The sequence below is a fragment of the Kitasatospora sp. NPDC007106 genome, assembly GCF_040634455.1.
GTDB lineage: Bacteria > Actinomycetota > Actinomycetes > Streptomycetales > Streptomycetaceae > Kitasatospora > Kitasatospora arboriphila.
Genome location: NZ_JBEYFP010000028.1, coordinates 1 through 17,648, shown reverse-complemented (window position 1 = coordinate 17,648; position 17,648 = coordinate 1). Strand labels below are relative to the sequence as shown.

Genomic DNA, 17,648 nt, shown 5'->3' with positions numbered 1-17,648 from the left:
CCCCTGCTGAGGGGGTCGGGCCGCTTCCGTCGTGCGCGGGGCCGGGTCAGACCTGCTCGTCCTCGGGCAGGGTGATCACCCAGCGGTCGGCCTGCCGGGGCCGCAGGTAGAACAGCCAGTAGAGGCTGGCGACGACGGTGATGCCGCCGGTCCACTTGAGGGCGGTGACGTCGAGCTGGGTCAGCAGGTAGACCAGGCCGACGGTCAGCAGGACCGGCAGGACGGGCCAGAGCGGCTGGCGCCAGGCCGGTGCGTGCTTGTGGTGGGCCCGGCGGGAGAACAGCGCGGCCACGGCCACCAGCAGGTACAGGGCGGTGACGGCGACGCCGGTGATGTTGGTCAGCTGCTCCTGCGGGACGAAGCAGAGCACCGCGCCGGGGACGCCGACGGCCAGGGTGGAGACCCAGGGGGCGCTGAACCGGTTGAGGGTGCCGAAGGCGCGGTTGACCGGCTCGGGCCAGGCCTTGTCGCGGCCGGAGGCGAACAGCACCCGGGAGTTCTGGATGACCATGACGATGCCGGCGTTGATGATCGCCAGGGCGACGCAGAGGCTGATGAAGGTGCCGACCGCGGAGTTGCTCCAGCCGGTGACCAGGTCGGAGATGTTGCCGGCGCTCAGGGCGGCGAGGTCCGGGGCGCCCAGGGTGATCGCGACCACCGGGACGATGATGATGACGACCGACAGGGCCAGCGTCCACAGCACGGTGCGGGCGACGTTGCGGCGCGGGTTCTCCAGCTCCTCGGAGAGGTAGATGGCGGTGGAGAAGCCCTGGGTGACGAAGAGCGCGGTGCCCATCGCGGCGACGATCGCGCCGAGGCCGACGGCCCCGGTGGCGCCGTCCGTGACGACCGAGCCGTGGAAGAGGCTGCCGGCGCCGCGCTCGGCGTGGCCGAAGCCGAGGAAGGCGACCACGCCGGCGGCGATGACCTCGAGGACGAGGAAGATGCCGGTGATCCAGGCGTTGGCGCGCAGGTCCAGCAGGCCGGCGACGGTGGCGGCGATCATCACGGCCGCGCCGGCCCAGCGGGCGTCCACGTGGACGATGGGGGCCAGGTAGTCGGCGGTGCCGATGGCGATGAGCGAGGGCACGATCATCACGACGATCAGCGACTGGATGAACACCAGCCAGCCCGCGAAGCGCCCGGCCAGGGTGCCGACCATGGCGTACTCGCCGCCGGCGCTGGGGACGAGGGTGCCGAGCTCGGAGTAGCAGAAGGCCACCGCGATGCAGATCAGCGCGCCGATGGCGATCGACATGGCGGTGAAGGTGCCGAGCGAGGAGAACAGCTCGGGCACGATGACGAACAGCGAGGACGCCGGCGTCACGCAGGAGAGCGTGAGCAGGGTTCCACCCACGACACCGATCGAACGGGTGAGCTTCTTGGGACCGCCGTCCGTCGGAGTCTCGACTACGGCGAGTGGCGGGCGAAGCGTGTCGGTCATGGGGCATCCGATCGACGTGCGGGGGTTCTGGGGGTGGGAGCGCTATCGCCTCCGACGGGCGTTCGCTGACGTGGTGTTTCGGTCGCTCCCGAGACGCCATGGAACCGCTCCGTTTTGCCTTCGTCAACGCGCGATCAGCTTCGGAATCCGTTGCCGTCCGCCGCATAAACATGCGATCCGGTGGCCGCCTGTGGCAAAGCTCACCTTTGTCCGATTCTGTCAACTCCGATGGATGAAGATTGAATCAAAGATGAACTGTCGGTGTTGATCTATGAATCAAAGCCTTAGGTCGTGATTCATTCATATGAATGAAGGTAGCCTCTCCGGGTCCCGGCGGCCGCCCCGGCCGGTGCGGGAACCGCAGCAGGGCGCGGCAAAAAAGTAGGTAACGTTCTGGCACCGTCCACGGCCTGGAATGCCGGAAGGGCCGGACTCCGAGGAGTCCGGCCCTTCCGGTCACGCGACGTCACCGCTACGGGGTCGGCAGCCAGCCCGTCTGCAGGGTCTGGCCGGCGGCGATCCGCCGGGAGACGAACACACCGCGGCCCGGCGGCAGCGGCTGCGGCTTGACCGTACCGAGCAGCGCGCCCTCGTTCTTGTCGCCCGAGAGCAGCACGCCCTGGCCGCCCAGCTCGCGCATGCGCTGCATGACCGGCTCGAACAGCGAGCGGCCGGCACCGCCGGCGCTGCGCGCGATGATCACGCGCAGGCCGATGTCGCGGGCGAACGGCAGGAACTCGGCCAGCGGCGCCATCGGGTTGCCCGAGGAGGTGGCGACCAGCTCGTAGTCGTCCACGATCACGAACATGTCCTTGCCGCTGTACCAGCTGCGGTTGCGCAGCTGCTCCGGCGTGACGTCCGGGCCGGGCAGACGGCGCGAGCAGGCGCCGCGGAGCATCTCCACGGCCGCCGACATCGCGGGCGCCGCCGCCGCGTACTCCACCAGGTACTCCTGCGGCACCACGCCGAGCAGCGAACGGCGGAAGTCGCCGACCACGATGCCCGCCTGGTCCGGGGTGTACCGCTCGGTGATCTGCTTGACGAGCATCCGCAGCAGCGCCGACTTACCGGACTCGCTCTCGCCGAAGACGATGAACAGCGGGTCGGTCTCGAAGTTGACGAAGACCGGTGCGAGCTCGACCTCGTCCACACCGAAGGCCACACCCAGCTCGGGGTGCTCGAAGCCCTTGGGCAGCGCGTTGCCGTCCAGGACGGCCGGCAGCATGCGGACCTGCGGGGCGCGCGGGCCCGTCCAGGCGGCGTCGATCTGCGCCACCAGGTCGGCCACGCCGTCCGCCAGGTCCTCGGTCGTCGACGAGCCGTCCAGGCGCGGCAGGCCGGACAGGAAGTGCAGCTTCGCCGCGGTCAGGCCGCGGCCGGGCGAGCCCGCCGGGACGTTGACCGCGACCTTGCGGTCGATCTCCGACTCCATCGAGTCGCCGAGGCGCAGCTCGGTGCGGTTCTGCAGCAGGTCCTTGAGGGCCGGCCGCACCTCCGCGTACCGCGCCGCGGTGACGATCACGTGTACGCCGTAGGTCAGACCGCGCTGCGCGATGTCGTTGATGACCGGCTCGAGGACTTCGTACTCCTGCTTGAAGGTCAGCCAGCCGTCGATGATCAGGAAGACGTCGCCGAACTGCTCGTCCGGCAGCTGGCCGGCCGCGCGGCGCGAGCGGTAGGTGGTGACGGTGTCGATGCCGGCGGAGCGGAACAGCTCCTCGCGGCGGTTCAGGACCCCGTGCACCTCGCTGACCAGGCGGCGCACCTTCTCGACGTCCAGGCGTCCGGCCACCCCGCCGACGTGCGGCAGACCGGCCAGCGCACCGAACGCGCCACCGCCGAAGTCCAGCAGGTAGAACTGCACCTCGACGGGGGTGTGCGTGACCGCGAACCCGGAGACCAGGGTGCGCACCATGTTGGACTTGCCGGACTGCGGACCGCCCACGATCAGACCGTGGCCGGCCGCGCCCGAGTAGTCCTGGTACATCACGTCGCGGCGCTGGTCGCGCGGCTTGTCGACGATGCCGACCGGCACCACCAGGCGGCCGAGCGCACCGAACTCCGGCGAGGTCAGGCCGCGCTCCGCGGTGACCTGCAGCGGCGGCACCAGGCCGTCGATGCTCGGCGCCTCCTCCAGCGGAGGCAGCCACACCTGGTGGGCCGGCGGGCCCTGGCTGATCATGCGCTGCACGAAGACGTCCAGCATGGTGTCGAGCAGCGAGTCGTCGATCTCCTCGACCTCCTCGACCACCTCCTCGACCACCGGCTCCACGACCGGCACCTCGGCGGCGGTGAACAGCACCGGCTGCGCGGTGATCACCTGGCCGCCGCTGGTCCGCTGCTGGCCCGGCGGCCGGTACGGGCCGGAGACGTACGCGGCCCGGAAGCGCTCCATCACGTCGGAGCCGAACTTCAGGTAGCCGACGCCGGGGATCGGCGGCAGGTGGTAGGCGTCCGGCACCCCGATCGCGGCCCGCGACTCGGCGGCCGAGAAGGTGCGCAGACCCAGCCGGTAGGAGAGGAAGGTGTCCAGACCGCGGAGCTTGCCCTCCTCCAGTCGCTGCGAGGCCAGCAGCATGTGCATGCCCAGCGAACGGCCGATGCGGCCGATCTGGATGAACAGGTCGATGAAGTCCGGCTTCGCGGTGAGCAGCTCGGAGAACTCGTCGATGATCATCAGCAGCGAGGGCAGCGGGTCCAGCGCCGCACCCGCCGCGCGGGCCCGCTCGTACTCGTTGATGTTGGCGTAGTTGCCCGCCGCGCGCAGCAGCTCCTGACGGCGGTTCATCTCGCCCTCGATCGCGTCGCGCATGCGGTCGATGAGGGTCGCCTCGCCCTCCAGGTTGGTGATCACGGCCGCGGTGTGCGGCATCTCCGCCATGCCGGCGAAGGTGGCACCACCCTTGAAGTCCGCGAGGACCAGGTTCAGCACCTCGGAGGAGTGCGTCACCGCCAGCGCCAGCACGATGGTGCGCAGCACCTCGGACTTGCCGGAACCGGTCGCGCCGACGCACATGCCGTGCGGGCCCATGCCCTGGAGCGAGGCCTCCTTGATGTCCAGCCAGACGTACTCGCCGTTCTGGCCGACGCCCAGCGGCACCTTGAGCTTCTCCGCCATCGGACGCGGCCGCCAGTGCCGGGCCGGGTCGAAGGAACCCGGGTCGCCGGTGTTCATCATCTCGGTGAAGTCCATCGACACCAGCGACGGGTCGCCGTCGTCGCCGCCCGCGGACACCCGGAACGGCGCCAGCTGGCGGGCCAGCGCCTCCGACTGCCACGCCGACAGGGTGTCCGGCCGGCCGGAGTACGAGGCACCGGAGGCCGACTCCAGCAGCAGGCCGTCCTTGCCCACCGTGATGACCAGGTGGCCGCTCGGCTCGTCCAGGTCGCCGGGGACGACCTCGATCACGGTGACGCCCTCGACGCCCTCCGGGCCGGCCAGGACCGAGTCGTGCGGCACCGCGGCGCCGTCCATGACCACGATCAGGTGCGGCTTGTCGGCGCTCGGCACGTTGTCCCGGGAGAAGCCCTTGCGGCCGTCCAGCTCCTTGGCGAGCAGCTCCTCCAGCTCACCGAGGCCGGTCGAGATCAGACGGCGCGAACCGGCGCCGTCGTTCTCCTTGCGGTGCTGGGTGTGCGGCAGCCACTTCGCCCACTCCCACTCGTCGACCGCGCCCGGCGCGGCCGCCACGGCGACCATCAGGTCGTCCGGCGAGTGCAGCGTCGTCAACTGGGCGACCATCGCCCGCACGTTGCCGTACACGGTGTCCGGATCGCCGCAGACCGTGATGTGGTAGAAGGCGCGCAGCGAGACCGCCAGCGGCAGGTCCTGCAGCGTGCCGTGCGACTTGATGAAGGTGCCCATCGCCTCGGCGGCCAGCGGCTCCAGCTCGTCCAGCGGAGCGGTCTGCGGCGCCACGATCGGGCTCGACAGCTGCTGCGGACCGGTGCCGAGGCGCACCTGCGCGAAGTCCGGATCGGTGGGCCGGCGCTCCCACAGCCGCCGCCCCTCGGCGACGATCGACCACAGCTGGTCCGGCTCGGGGTGCGTGAACAGCAGCGCACCGCGCTGCCGCTCGGCCGTGCGGCGGACCTGGCGGCGCATCTGCTGCAGGTACTTGAGGTAGTCGCGGCGCTCGTCCGCGGTACCGGCGTTGCCGCCGCGCCGCGCCTTGACGATCTGCGCGACCGCCATGCCCGCGGTCGACGCCACCATCAGGACACCCATGATCTTCATCGGGCCCTGGGCGCCGGGGGAGAAGAAGAACGCCGCCGAACCGCCCATGCCGAGCAGCGGCAGCAAGGACATCATCCAGTCCTCGCCGCCGGAACGCGGCAGCTCCGGAGGGGCGACCAGCTCCACCGGCTCGTCCGGCACCGGGGGCGGGTACGCCCGCGGCGGACGCTTCACCGTCACCACACTCATGCGACCGCCCCGCTCCGCCCGGCGGCCGCTGCGCGGAACCCGGACCCCTTGACGGCCCGTTCGCTTCGCTCGCTCACTGGCACCAACCCTCACGCACACCGATTACGTACGGGTGAGGGCGCCCCGTGCGATGACGCCGCCCCCGCTCCGCCGACCGCAGACGCACATCAGAGGGTTCCTGCACCAGCCGGGCCCCCGTACGCCTTGCGCAGGGGCCGATCCTACTGGGCAGCCGGGACGGTTCGACCACGGGGTCAGCCGAGGAGATTTCCGGTACGAATCGTCGAATCCCCTCCACAACAGCACACCGTTGCACGGCAATTCGCCGCCCCCCGCGGCCTGCGGCGAATTCGGGCGGGGCCGGACCGCAGCCGCACCTCCGCGGGCGGTAGGGTAACGCCGCGCCAACTCCGCCCCGGACCGTGTCAGTTCCGGACCGGTCCGTAGGAGGGCGCAATCGAACCAAGAGCTGACGAGCAGGCATATCCGACAAGGGGGAGCGCCGGTGAGCGAGCGGACAGTCAAGAGGTGCGCATGGCGCGAAGCGGCCTCAGGGCTCGCGGAGGTGGCCGCATGAGCGCCAGTGCAACGACCGGCTTCTGCCGGGTCACCGTCGTCGCGCCCGACAGCCGGATCGACGTCGCCCTGCCCGAGGACGTTCCGCTCGCCGACATCTACCCCGAGGTGCTGCGCCTCACCGGGCAGACCCAGGTCGACGGCACGCCCACCGGCTTCCACCTCGTCCGCCGGGACGGCACCGTGCTCGACAGCGGCCTGCCGCTGGCCGCGCAGCAGGTCCGCGACGGCGACCTGCTGAGCCTGCGCCCGTTCGCCGAGTCGCTGCCGCCCGCGGTCTACGACGACGTGGCCGACGCCGTCGCCAGCGCCGTCGAGGCCGACCGCCGGTTCTGGAGCCCCGACCTGATGCGGGCCTTCGGCCTGATCGGCGCCACCGTGATGCTGGTGCTGCTCGGCTTCGCCCTCTGGTTCTCCGACCTGCGCCACGACATGCACGGCCTGGCCGGCATCCTCTCCGGCGTCACCGCGGTCGTCCTGGTCACCTTCGCCGGCGTCCGCGCCCGGGTCTACGACGACCACGCGGCCGGCCTCGCGCTCGGCCTCGGCGCCCTGCCGCACGCCCTGATCGCCGGCTCCGGCGCCGTCCCGGTCGCGAACGCCGGCGAGGGCCCGGGCCGGCTGCAGTTCCTCGTCGGCTGCGTCGCCGTCCTCGTCGTCTCGGTGCTGCTCGTCGGCCTGCTGCCGGAGAAGGACTCGGTCTTCGTCGCCTCCTCCTTCCTCGCCGCCGCCGGCACCCTGGCGACCTTCGCCGCCGTGCTGCTCGACGGCACCCCGGCCACCCACATCGCCGCCGTCACCGGTGTCGCCGCGGTCGCCGCGGTCGGCTTCCTGCCGGCCCTCTCCGCCCGCTTCGCCCGCCTCCCCGTCGGCTTCAGCCCGCCCGGCCAGACCCGCACCCGCGGCAGCGCCTACGGCGAGGAGGGCAGCCGCACCGAGACCGTGCAGTACGAGCGGATCGCCCACCAGGCCCGCCGCGGCCACGAGGTCCTCGTCGGCCTGGTCGGCGGCTGCTCCGCCACCGTCATCGGCGCCTGCGCCGTGCTCGGCTTCAGCGACTCCGCCTTCGCCGAGCTGCTCGCCCTGGCCGTCGGCATCTCGACCATGCTGCGCGCCCGGCTGTTCCGCTACACCGCGCAGGTCTTCAGCCTCACCATCGCCGGCCTGATCGGGCTCGCCCTGCTGATCCTCGGCCTCTCGCTGCACACCCCGCTGTTCATCCTGGAGCAGCTGCAGGAGGGCGGCACCGGCAGCTCGCTCGATCTGCGCACCGTCTGGCTGTCGGCCTCGATCGCCGTGGGCGCCGCCCTGCTCACCGCGATCGCGCTGATCGTCCCCCGCCTCGGCGTCTCCCCCTTCTGGGGGCGGATCCTGGACATGGTGGACGGCCTGATGCTGATCTCGCTCGTCCCGCTCGCGCTGGCCGTGCTGAACATCTACGCCCTGGTCCGCGGCGCCACCAGCTGACGCCGCCGCACCCGACCCGGCGCCCGCCGGCACCCCGCGACAGGGGACGCCGGCGGGCGCTGGTACGCTTGGTCAGTCCGAGTTCTGTCAGATCCTGTGTCGTCTACCGGGATCGCTCGGCCACCCCGAAGGAGATGCCGTGGCTCTCGCCGCCGACGTCAAGAAGCAGATCATCGCCGAGTTCGGCCAGAAGGAGGGCGACACCGGCTCCCCCGAGGTCCAGGTGGCCATGCTCTCCCGCCGCATCTCGGACCTGACCGAGCACCTCAAGGCCCACAAGCACGACCACCACTCCCGTCGTGGTCTGCTGATCCTGGTCGGCCAGCGCCGCCGCCTGCTGCAGTACCTGGCCAAGAAGGACATCGAGCGTTTCCGTACCCTCGTCGACCGCCTCGGCATCCGCCGCGGCGCCGCGGGCGGCGCTCGCTGACACCGCTTCGTGGGGCGGCTCCCCTTCCCGGGGGGCCGCCCTTCGGCGCATCCGCGCGGCAGCACCGCGCGGACCGCACCCCGGGCGGAAGAACCGCTGCCACACGCGTGGTAATGGCGTGCTCGGTAGGGTGTGAATTTGTAAGGTGAAGGGCATGCCCGGGTAAGTGCCCGACCGCGCGACGCGCGGACGGCACCGGGCAGGACCGACACCCTGCGGGCCGCAGGCCTCAAACGGAGGCCGCCCGCATCCGGGGAGCGTCCACACGCGACCGCCGACCAGGCAGCCGAGAGGCGCCGGTCCTCGGTAGTGGCCGCCGGGAGTCGTCGACAGACGCCCGGGGGCTTCGATCGAAGACCGGCCCGCAGGGCCGGGCAGGCGGACGCTGGGGGGCGCTCCACCGGAGACGTACGAAAGAGGAGATCTTCCAGGTGGAAGAGAACGTGTTCTACGCCGAGGCCGTCATCGACAACGGCAGCTTCGGCACCCGTACCATCCGCTTCGAGACGGGCCGCCTGGCCCGCCAGGCCGCCGGCTCCGCCGTCGCCTACCTGGACGACGACACCATGGTGCTGTCGGCGACCAGCGCGTCCAAGCAGCCGAAGGAGCACTTCGACTTCTTCCCGCTGACCGTGGACGTCGAGGAGCGCATGTACGCCGCGGGCCGGATCCCCGGCTCGTTCTTCCGTCGTGAGGGCCGGCCCTCCGAGGACGCGATCCTCACCTGCCGCCTGATCGACCGCCCGCTGCGCCCGTCCTTCGTCAAGGGCCTGCGCAACGAGATCCAGGTCGTCGTCACCGTGATGGCGCTCAACCCGGACCACCTCTACGACGTGGTGGCCATCAACGCGGCCTCCGCCTCCACCCAGCTGGCCGGCCTGCCGTTCTCCGGCCCGATCGGCGGCGTCCGCGTCGCGCTGATCAAGGGCCAGTGGGTCGCCTTCCCGACCCACTCGGAGCTCGAGGACGCCGTCTTCGACATGGTCGTGGCCGGCCGCGCCCTGCCGGACGGCGACGTCGCGATCATGATGGTCGAGGCCGAGGCCACCGACAAGACCATCAAGCTGGTCGCCGACGGCGCCGAGGCCCCGACCGAAGAGGTCGTGGCCGCCGGCCTCGAGGCCGCCAAGCCGTTCATCAAGGTGCTCTGCGCCGCCCAGGCCCAGCTGGCCGCCCAGGCCGCCAAGCCGACCGGCGAGTTCCCGGTCTTCCTGGACTACCAGGACGACGTGCTCTCCGCCCTGACCTCCGCGGTCAAGGACGAGCTCGCCCAGGCGCTCACCATCGCCGGCAAGCAGGAGCGCAACAACGAGCTCGACCGCATCAAGGCGGTCGCCGCGGACAAGCTCCTCCCGGACTTCGAGGGCCGCGAGAAGGAGATCAGCGCCGCCTACAACGCGCTGACCAAGAAGATCGTCCGCGAGCGCGTCATCAAGGACAAGGTCCGCATCGACGGTCGCGGCGTCACCGACATCCGCACCCTGGCCGCCGAGGTCGAGGCGATCCCGCGGGTCCACGGCTCCGCCCTGTTCGAGCGCGGCGAGACCCAGATCCTGGGCGTCACCACGCTGAACATGCTCCGCATGGAGCAGCAGCTCGACACGCTCTCCCCGGAGACGCGCCGCCGCTACATGCACAACTACAACTTCCCGCCGTACTCCGTCGGCGAGACCGGCCGCGTGGGCTCGCCCAAGCGCCGCGAGATCGGCCACGGCGCGCTGGCCGAGCGGGCGATCCTGCCCGTGCTGCCCTCCCGCGAGGAGTTCCCGTACGCCATCCGCCAGGTCTCCGAGGCGCTCGGCTCCAACGGCTCCACCTCGATGGGCTCGGTCTGCGCCTCCACCATGTCGCTGCTGAACGCCGGTGTGCCGCTGAAGGCCGCCGTCGCCGGCATCGCCATGGGCCTGATCTCCCAGGAGATCGACGGCGAGACCCACTACGTCACGCTGACCGACATCCTCGGCGCCGAGGACGCGTTCGGCGACATGGACTTCAAGGTCGCCGGCACCCGCAACTTCATCACCGCCCTCCAGCTCGACACCAAGCTGAACGGCATCCCGGCGTCGGTGCTCGCCGCCGCGCTGAAGCAGGCCAAGGACGCCCGCCTGCACATCCTCGACGTGATGAACGAGGCCATCGACACTCCGGACGAGATGTCGCAGTACGCCCCGCGCATCATCACGATCAAGATCCCGGTGGACAAGATCGGTGAGGTCATCGGCCCCAAGGGCAAGATGATCAACCAGATCCAGGAGGACACCGGCGCCGAGATCACGATCGAGGACGACGGCACCATCTACATCGGTGCCTCCGACGGCCCGGCCGCCGAGGCCGCCCGCACCACGATCAACCAGATCGCCAACCCGACCATGCCGGAGGTCGGCGAGCGCTACCTGGGCACCGTGGTGAAGACCACGACCTTCGGCGCGTTCGTCTCCCTCATGCCCGGCAAGGACGGTCTGCTGCACATCTCGCAGATCCGCAAGCTCGCCGGCGGCAAGCGCGTGGAGAACGTCGAGGACGTGCTCGCGGTCGGCACCAAGGTGCAGGTCGAGATCGCCGAGATCGACCCCCGCGGCAAGCTCTCCCTCGTTCCCGTGGTCGAGGGCGAGGAGGGCGGCGAGGCCGCCTCCGAGTGACGCACCGAGTGACGAGGTAGTCCTCCCGCGGCCCGCACGCCCTCGCGGCGTGCGGGCCGCACCCTGTTCTTCCCCGATCGAGAGGTACACCCTGGTGGCTCAGGCCTCCGCGGCACACCAGCGCCCCGGCACCACCAAGACCCTGCTGAAGGGCCTCGACGGCGCCGGCACCGTCCGCCGCACCGTCCTGCCCGGCGGCCTGCGGGTCGTCACCGAGACCCTGCCGACCGTCCGCTCCGCGACCTTCGGCATCTGGGTCGGCGTCGGCTCCCGCGACGAGACGCCCGTCCTCAACGGCGCCACCCACTACCTGGAGCACCTGCTCTTCAAGGGCACCGCCCGGCGCAGCGCCCTCGAGATCTCCGCGGCCCTGGACGCCGTCGGCGGCGAGATGAACGCCTTCACCGCCAAGGAGAACACCTGCTACTACGCGCGGGTGCTCGACACCGACCTGCCGCTCGCCATCGACGTGGTCTGCGACATGCTCACCGGCTCGCTGATCCGCGCCGAGGACGTCGACGCCGAGCGCGGCGTCATCCTCGAGGAGATGGCCATGGCCGAGGACGACCCGGGCGACGTCGTCCACGACCTCTTCGCCAAGGTGATCTACGGCGACGGCCCGCTCGGCCGCCCGATCCTCGGCACCGAGGAGACCGTCACCAACCTCACCCGCGACCAGATCGCCGGCTTCTACAAGCGCCGCTACAAGCCCGAGCACCTGGTCGTGGCCGCCGCCGGCAACCTCGACCACCGCAAGGTCGTCAAGCTCGTCGAGGAGGCCTTCGCGCCCGTCCTCGCCCGCTCCACCGGCCACCCCGCCGACGTCCGCCGCGGCGTCAAGGCGCTGCGCACCGCCGGCCGCACCGAGGTCCTCAACCGGCCCACCGAGCAGGCCCACCTCGTCCTCGGCGTGCCGGGCGTGCCCCGCCACGACGAGCGGCGCTGGGCGATGGGCGTCCTCAACGCCGCCCTCGGCGGCGGCATGAGCTCCCGGCTCTTCCAGGAGGTCCGGGAGAAGCGCGGCCTCGCCTACTCCGTCTACTCCTACTCCTCCTCCTACGCCGACAGCGGCATCTTCGGCATCTACGCCGGCTGCCAGCCCAAGCGGGTCGAGGAGGTGCTGTCGATCTGCCGCCAGGAGCTCGCCAAGGTCGTCGCCGACGGCATCACCGAGGAGGAGCTCCAGCGCGCCATCGGCCAGATCTCCGGCTCCACCGTGCTCGGCATGGAGGACACCGGCTCGCTGATGAACCGCATCGGCAAGGCCGAGCTCTGCTACGGCACCCACCTGTCGGTGGACGACATGCTGGCGAAGATAGCGGCGGTGACCCTGGACGACGTCCGGGCGGTCGCCCGTGATGTGCTGGGGGCCCACCGCCCGTCGCTCGCCCTGATCGGTCCGATCAACGCCAAGCGGGCCGCAGCCGTGGCCGACGTGCTCGCCCAGGAGGAAACCGCATGACACTGCGCGTCGCCGTGATCGGCGCCAACGGACGGATCGGCTCCGAGGCCGTCAAGGCCGTCGAGGCCGCCCCCGACATGGAGCTGGTCGCGGCCCTCGGCCGCGGCTCCGACCTCACCGAGCTGACCGACGCCGGCGTCCAGGTCGCCGTCGAGCTCACCCACCCCGACGCCGTCATGGGCAACCTCGACTACGCCCTGCACCACGGGATCCACGTGGTCACCGGCACCACCGGCTGGACGGACGAGCGCCTCGCCACCGTCGGCGGCTGGCTCGCCGGGAGCCCCGCCACCGGCCTGCTCATCGCCCCGAACTTCTCCATCGGCGCCGTCCTCGGCATGCAGTTCGCCCAGAAGGCCGCCAAGTACTTCGAGTCCGTCGAGGTCGTCGAGCTCCACCACGACCGCAAGGCCGACGCCCCCAGCGGCACCGCCACTCGCACCGCGCAGCTCATCGCCGCCGCCCGCAAGGACGCCGGCCGCGCCCCCCAGCAGGACCCGACGACCCACGAGCTGCCCGGCGCCCGCGGCGCCGACGTGGACGGCGTCCCCGTGCACGCGGTGCGGCTGCGCGGCCTGCTCGCCCACCAGGAGATCCTGTTCGGCGACACCGGCGAGACCCTCACCATCCGCCACGACTCGCTGCACCACAGCTGCTTCATGCCGGGCATCCTGCTCGGCGTCCGCAAGGTCGTGGACACCCCCGGACTCACCCTCGGCCTCGAACACTTCCTGGACCTGTGAGCCCCGCATGACCTCCCGCACCGGTTTCTTCCTGCTCGCCGCCGCCCTGGTCCTGGTCTCCCTGCTCTGCGTGGGGGAGGGCGTCCAACTGGTCGCCACCGGCAAGCCGCTCGGCATCGGCCTCGGCGTCTGCGCCTTCGTCATCCCCCCGATCGGCATCTGGTTCCTGCGCCAGACCGTCCGCTTCGGACGGGCCAGCGAGCAGCTCGCCCGCGAGCTGGAGGCCGAGGGCGGCCTGCCCGTCGACGAACTCCGCCGCACCTCCGGCGGCCGGATCGACCGGGCCTCCGCCGACGAGGTCTTCGCCCGCCGCAAGACCGAGGCGGAGGCCTCCCCGCACGACTGGCGGGCCTTCTTCCGCCTCGCCGTGGCCTACGCCGACGCCGGCGACACCCCGCGTGCCCGCAAGGCCATGCAGCACGCCATCAAGCTGCACAGCACCACCACCGAAACGAGGAGCACCGCGTGAGCGACGACCTGGCCCCGACCTTCCGCAGCGACGTCACGGTGGAACTCGTCCGCAGCGCCGCCACCGACACCGACGTCCTGTGGGCCGCCCGCGTGTCCACCAAGGGCGAGCAGTCCCTGGAGACGATCGGCGAGGACCCGGAGAAGTCCAAGGGCCTGATCAACTTCCTGATGCGGGACCGCCACGGCACCCCCTTCGAGCACAACTCGATGACCTTCTTCATCAGCGCGCCGATCTTCGTCTTCCGCGAGTTCCACCGGCACCGCAGCGGCTGGTCCTACAACGAGGAGTCCGGCCGCTACCGCGAGCTGCAGCCCGTCTTCTACGTCCCCGGCCCGGAGCGCCGCCTCGTCCAGCAGGGCAAGCCCGGCCGGTACGAGTTCGTCGAGGGCACCGCCGAGCAGCACAAGGTCACCACCGAGGCGATGGAGGAGTCCTACCGCTCCTCCTACCGCGCCTACCAGGAGATGCTCGCCGCCGGCGTCGCCCGCGAGGTCGCCCGCGCCGTCCTCCCGGTCGGCCTGTTCTCCTCCATGTACGCCACCTGCAACGCCCGGTCGCTCATGCACTTCCTCTCGCTGCGCACCAAGAACGAGCACGCCACCGTGCCGTCCTTCCCGCAGCGGGAGATCGAGATGGTCGCCGAGCAGATGGAGGAGCTCTGGGGGCAGCTGATGCCGCTCACCCGTGCGGCCTTCGACGCGCACGGCCGAGTCGCCCCCTGACCTGCGAAGACGGGCATCCGGGCGGACCGCCCGGCATGTCCGGATTGCAGCGGTTCCGCCCGCTCCCTACGCTCGGAGCACGGATTCCGGTGCTGCCCGAACCCCCGAGCGGGCAGCACCGGAATCCCATGCTCCGACCCCGACGGCCCGCCGCCGACCTCGCACGATCCTGTCCGAACCGTGGACCGGCGTGACCGCCCCCCAGTGGCCTACGAGTAGTTTTGGACGCATGGCTCCGACCTCCACCCCCCAGACGCCCTTCGGCCGGGTCCTGACCGCGATGGTCACCCCCTTCACCGCCGACGGCGGGCTCGACCTCGACGGCGCCCAGCGCCTCGCCGCCCACCTCGTGGACGCCGGCAACGACGGCCTCGTCCTCAACGGCACCACCGGCGAGTCGCCGACCACCAGCGACGCCGAGAAGGCCCAGCTCGTCCGGGCGGTGGTGGAGGCCGTCGGGGACCGCGCGCACATCGTCGCCGGCGTCGGCACCAACGACACCCACCACAGCGTCGAGCTGGCCCGCCAGGCCGAGGCGGCCGGCGCCCACGGCCTGCTCGCCGTCACGCCGTACTACAGCAAGCCCCCGCAAGAGGGCCTGTACCGGCACACCACGGCCATCGCGGACGCCACCGAGCTGCCCGTCATGCTCTACGACATCCCCGGCCGCAGCGCCGTCGCACTGAGCCACGAGACGCTCGTCCGGCTCGGCGAGCACCCCCGCATCGTCGCCAACAAGGACGCCAAGGGCGACGTCGGCGCCGCCTCCTGGGCGATCGCCCGCTCCGACCTCGCCTGGTACTCCGGCGACGACGTCCTGACCCTGCCGCTACTCTCGGTCGGTGCCGTCGGCGTGGTCAGCGTCGTCAGCCACGTGGTCACGCCCGAGCTCAAGGCCATGATCGAGGCCTTCACCGCGGGCGACACCGCCAAGGCCACCGCCGTCCACCAGTCCCTGCTGCCGGTCTTCACCGGCATCTTCCGCACCCAGGGCGTCATCCTCAGCAAGGCCGCGCTCACCCTGCAGGGACACCCTGCGGGCCCGCTGCGCCTCCCGCTGGTCTCCGCCACCGCGGAGGAGATTGCGCAACTGAAGCAGGATCTGGCCGCCGGCGGGGTACACCTCTAGCAGACAACAGACGTACGCGCCCCGGCTCGCCGGGCCCCCGAGGGCCTGCCGCTGGACCGGACCGAAGGCGCGGAGGCACCTGGTACGTAGGAAGCCAACGATGGACGCACACCCCATGGCGCCGGACGATCCCGGGCATGTGGCGTGCGTCGTGAGGAGAGTCTTTTGAGCCACCCGCACCCCGAACTCGGCGCCCCTCCCGCACTCAAGGAGGGCGCCCTCCGCATCACCCCGCTCGGCGGCCTCGGCGAGATCGGCCGCAACATGACGGTCATGGAGTTCGGCGACCGCATCCTGATCGTCGACTGCGGCGTCCTCTTCCCCGAGGACGAGCAGCCCGGCGTCGACCTGATCCTCCCGGACTTCACCTACATCCGGGACCGCCTCGACAAGGTCGACGGCATCGTCCTGACCCACGGGCACGAGGACCACATCGGCGCCGTCCCGTACCTGCTCCGGGAGAACCCGGACATCCCGCTGATCGGCTCGAAGCTCACCCTCGCGCTCATCGAGGCCAAGCTCGCCGAGCACCGGATCCGCCCGTACGTCCTGGAGGTCAAGGAGGGCGAGCGCGAGCGCATCGGCCCCTTCGACTGCGAGTTCATCGCGGTCAACCACTCCATCCCGGACGCCCTCGCGGTCGCCGTCCGCACCCCGGCCGGCACGGTCGTCGCCACCGGCGACTTCAAGATGGACCAGCTGCCGCTCGACGGCCGCCTCACCGACCTCCCGGCCTTCGCCAAGCTGGCCGAGGAGGGCATGGACCTGCTGCTGGTGGACTCCACCAACGCCGAGGTCCCCGGCTTCATCCCGCACGAGCGGGACATCTCCGCCGCGCTGCGCAACGTCTTCGCGAGCGCCCAGCGCCGGATCATCGTCGCGTCCTTCGCCAGCCACGTGCACCGCATCCAGCAGGTGCTGGACGCCGCCCACGCGCACGGCCGCAAGGTCGCGTTCGTCGGCCGCTCGATGGTCCGCAACATGGGCATCGCCCGTGACCTCGGCTACCTCAAGGTCCCCGGCAACCTGATCGTCGACGTGAAGACGCTGGACGACCTGCCTGACGACAAGGTCGTGCTGGTCTGCACCGGCTCGCAGGGCGAGCCGATGGCCGCGCTCTCGCGGATGGCCAACCGGGAGCACCAGATCCGCATCGTCGAGGGCGACACCGTGGTGCTCGCCTCCTCGCTGATCCCCGGCAACGAGACCGCGATCTACCGCGTGATCAACGGCCTGACCCGCTGGGGCGCCAACGTCGTGCACAAGGGCAACGCCAAGGTGCACGTCTCCGGCCACGCCTCGGCCGGCGAACTCCTGTACTTCTTCAACATCTGCCGACCGCGCAACCTCATGCCGGTCCACGGCGAGTGGCGCCACCTGCGGGCCGCTGCCGACCTCGGCATCCTCACCGGCGTGCCGAAGGACCGGGTCGTCATCGCCGAGGACGGCGTCTGCGTCGACCTGGAGGACGGCGTCGCCCGGATCGTCGGCAAGGTCCAGGCCGGCTACGTGTACGTCGACGGCTCCTCGGTCGGCGACATCACCGAGGCCTCGCTGAAGGACCGCCGGATCCTCGGCGAGGAGGGCTTCATCTCCGTCTTCGTCGTGGTTGACTCCACCAACGGCAAGATCGTCAGCGGCCCGACCATCCAGGCCCGCGGCTCCGGCATCGACGACGGCGCCTTCGTCCCGGTCGTCGCGAAGCTGGAGGAGGCCCTCACCCGCTCCGCGGGCGACGGCGTGCTGGAGGTCCGCCAGGTGCAGCAGCTGGTGCGCCGGACCATCGGCAAGTGGGTGGCGGACAACTACCGCCGCCGGCCGATGATCCTCCCGGTCGTGGTCGAGGTCTGAAACCCGCCGGGCCAGGTTTGACGTGGGGCGACCCGGGGCGTAATGTTCTCCGGGTTGCCCCACTGCCGGACGGCACCACTCGAATTCAGTTCGAGGCGGTAAATCCGGTGAAAGAACTCTGATAGAGTTCGGGAGCGCCGAAAGGCGAAAGCGAATCCGATGAAACAGACTCCGGAAAACGGAGCGGAAAACATCTGATAAGCTGGAAACACGAAAGAGCGAAACGCCCGGAGGGTCCGCTGGAAGGCGGTCCGAAGGAAGTGTCCGTTCCTTGAGAACTCAACAGC

Annotated in this window: 11 protein-coding genes; 9 read left to right on the top strand and 2 right to left on the bottom strand. The window is 71.0% G+C overall.

The features are described from left to right. Window positions 1–46 precede the first annotated feature (46 nt). Both ABZ641_RS05565 and eccCa read right to left on the bottom strand, forming a co-directional pair. The gene (locus tag ABZ641_RS05565) at window positions 47–1,444 is read right to left on the bottom strand and encodes an APC family permease (RefSeq protein WP_344627251.1); all 1,398 of its coding nucleotides are present in this window, start codon (window positions 1,442–1,444) and stop codon (window positions 47–49) included. Between the two features lie 472 nt (window positions 1,445–1,916). Continuing rightward, on the bottom strand, window positions 1,917–5,870 hold the full coding sequence (eccCa, locus tag ABZ641_RS05560; RefSeq protein WP_359979394.1) for a type VII secretion protein EccCa: 3,954 nt from the start codon (window positions 5,868–5,870) through the stop codon (window positions 1,917–1,919). Between the two features lie 573 nt (window positions 5,871–6,443). Between eccCa and eccD the strand changes: the two genes are divergently transcribed. The 9 genes from eccD (at window position 6,444) to ABZ641_RS05515 (ending at window position 17,361) form a co-directional block, all read left to right on the top strand. Next, window positions 6,444–7,913 carry a type VII secretion integral membrane protein EccD gene (eccD, locus tag ABZ641_RS05555; protein WP_359979392.1) on the top strand — a complete coding sequence of 490 codons (1,470 nt, stop codon included), beginning with the start codon at window positions 6,444–6,446 and terminating at the stop codon, window positions 7,911–7,913. 139 nt (window positions 7,914–8,052) lie between these two features. Continuing rightward, window positions 8,053–8,343 (top strand): 30S ribosomal protein S15, encoded by a 291-nt coding sequence (rpsO, locus tag ABZ641_RS05550; RefSeq protein ID WP_030274764.1) that lies wholly within the window; start codon window positions 8,053–8,055, stop codon window positions 8,341–8,343. A 431-nt stretch (window positions 8,344–8,774) separates the two neighbouring features. Continuing rightward, window positions 8,775–10,982, top strand: a complete 2,208-nt coding sequence (locus ABZ641_RS05545; protein WP_344627254.1) for a polyribonucleotide nucleotidyltransferase — start codon at window positions 8,775–8,777, stop codon at window positions 10,980–10,982. 94 nt (window positions 10,983–11,076) lie between these two features. Then, window positions 11,077–12,444 (top strand): pitrilysin family protein, encoded by a 1,368-nt coding sequence (locus ABZ641_RS05540; protein ID WP_344627255.1) that lies wholly within the window; start codon window positions 11,077–11,079, stop codon window positions 12,442–12,444. Next, complete coding sequence (gene dapB, locus ABZ641_RS05535) at window positions 12,441–13,187, top strand: 4-hydroxy-tetrahydrodipicolinate reductase (RefSeq protein WP_344627256.1); 747 nt, start codon at window positions 12,441–12,443, stop codon at window positions 13,185–13,187. The genes ABZ641_RS05540 and dapB overlap by 4 nt, the downstream gene beginning before the upstream one ends. A gap of 7 nt (window positions 13,188–13,194) precedes the next feature. Then, window positions 13,195–13,656, top strand: coding sequence for a tetratricopeptide repeat protein (locus tag ABZ641_RS05530; protein ID WP_344627257.1), 462 nt, complete (start codon window positions 13,195–13,197; stop codon window positions 13,654–13,656). After that, complete coding sequence (gene thyX / locus ABZ641_RS05525; protein WP_344627258.1) at window positions 13,653–14,381, top strand: FAD-dependent thymidylate synthase; 729 nt, start codon at window positions 13,653–13,655, stop codon at window positions 14,379–14,381. Before ABZ641_RS05530 ends, thyX begins: the two co-directional genes overlap by 4 nt. Before the next feature lie 229 nt (window positions 14,382–14,610). Further along, window positions 14,611–15,510 (top strand): 4-hydroxy-tetrahydrodipicolinate synthase, encoded by a 900-nt coding sequence (gene dapA / locus ABZ641_RS05520; RefSeq protein WP_344627259.1) that lies wholly within the window; start codon window positions 14,611–14,613, stop codon window positions 15,508–15,510. Between the two features lie 165 nt (window positions 15,511–15,675). After that, the gene (locus ABZ641_RS05515; protein ID WP_344627260.1) at window positions 15,676–17,361 is read left to right on the top strand and encodes a ribonuclease J; all 1,686 of its coding nucleotides are present in this window, start codon (window positions 15,676–15,678) and stop codon (window positions 17,359–17,361) included. Window positions 17,362–17,648: the final 287 nt, after the last annotated feature.

Coding starts and splice junctions, on each gene's coding strand:
- ABZ641_RS05565 (WP_344627251.1), bottom strand. CDS start 1,444: ATGACCGACACGCTTCGCCCGCCACTCGCCGTAGTCGAGACTCCGACG.
- eccCa (WP_359979394.1), bottom strand. CDS start 5,870: ATGAGTGTGGTGACGGTGAAGCGTCCGCCGCGGGCGTACCCGCCCCCG.
- eccD (WP_359979392.1), top strand. CDS start 6,444: ATGAGCGCCAGTGCAACGACCGGCTTCTGCCGGGTCACCGTCGTCGCG.
- dapB (WP_344627256.1), top strand. CDS start 12,441: ATGACACTGCGCGTCGCCGTGATCGGCGCCAACGGACGGATCGGCTCC.
- ABZ641_RS05530 (WP_344627257.1), top strand. CDS start 13,195: ATGACCTCCCGCACCGGTTTCTTCCTGCTCGCCGCCGCCCTGGTCCTG.
- dapA (WP_344627259.1), top strand. CDS start 14,611: ATGGCTCCGACCTCCACCCCCCAGACGCCCTTCGGCCGGGTCCTGACC.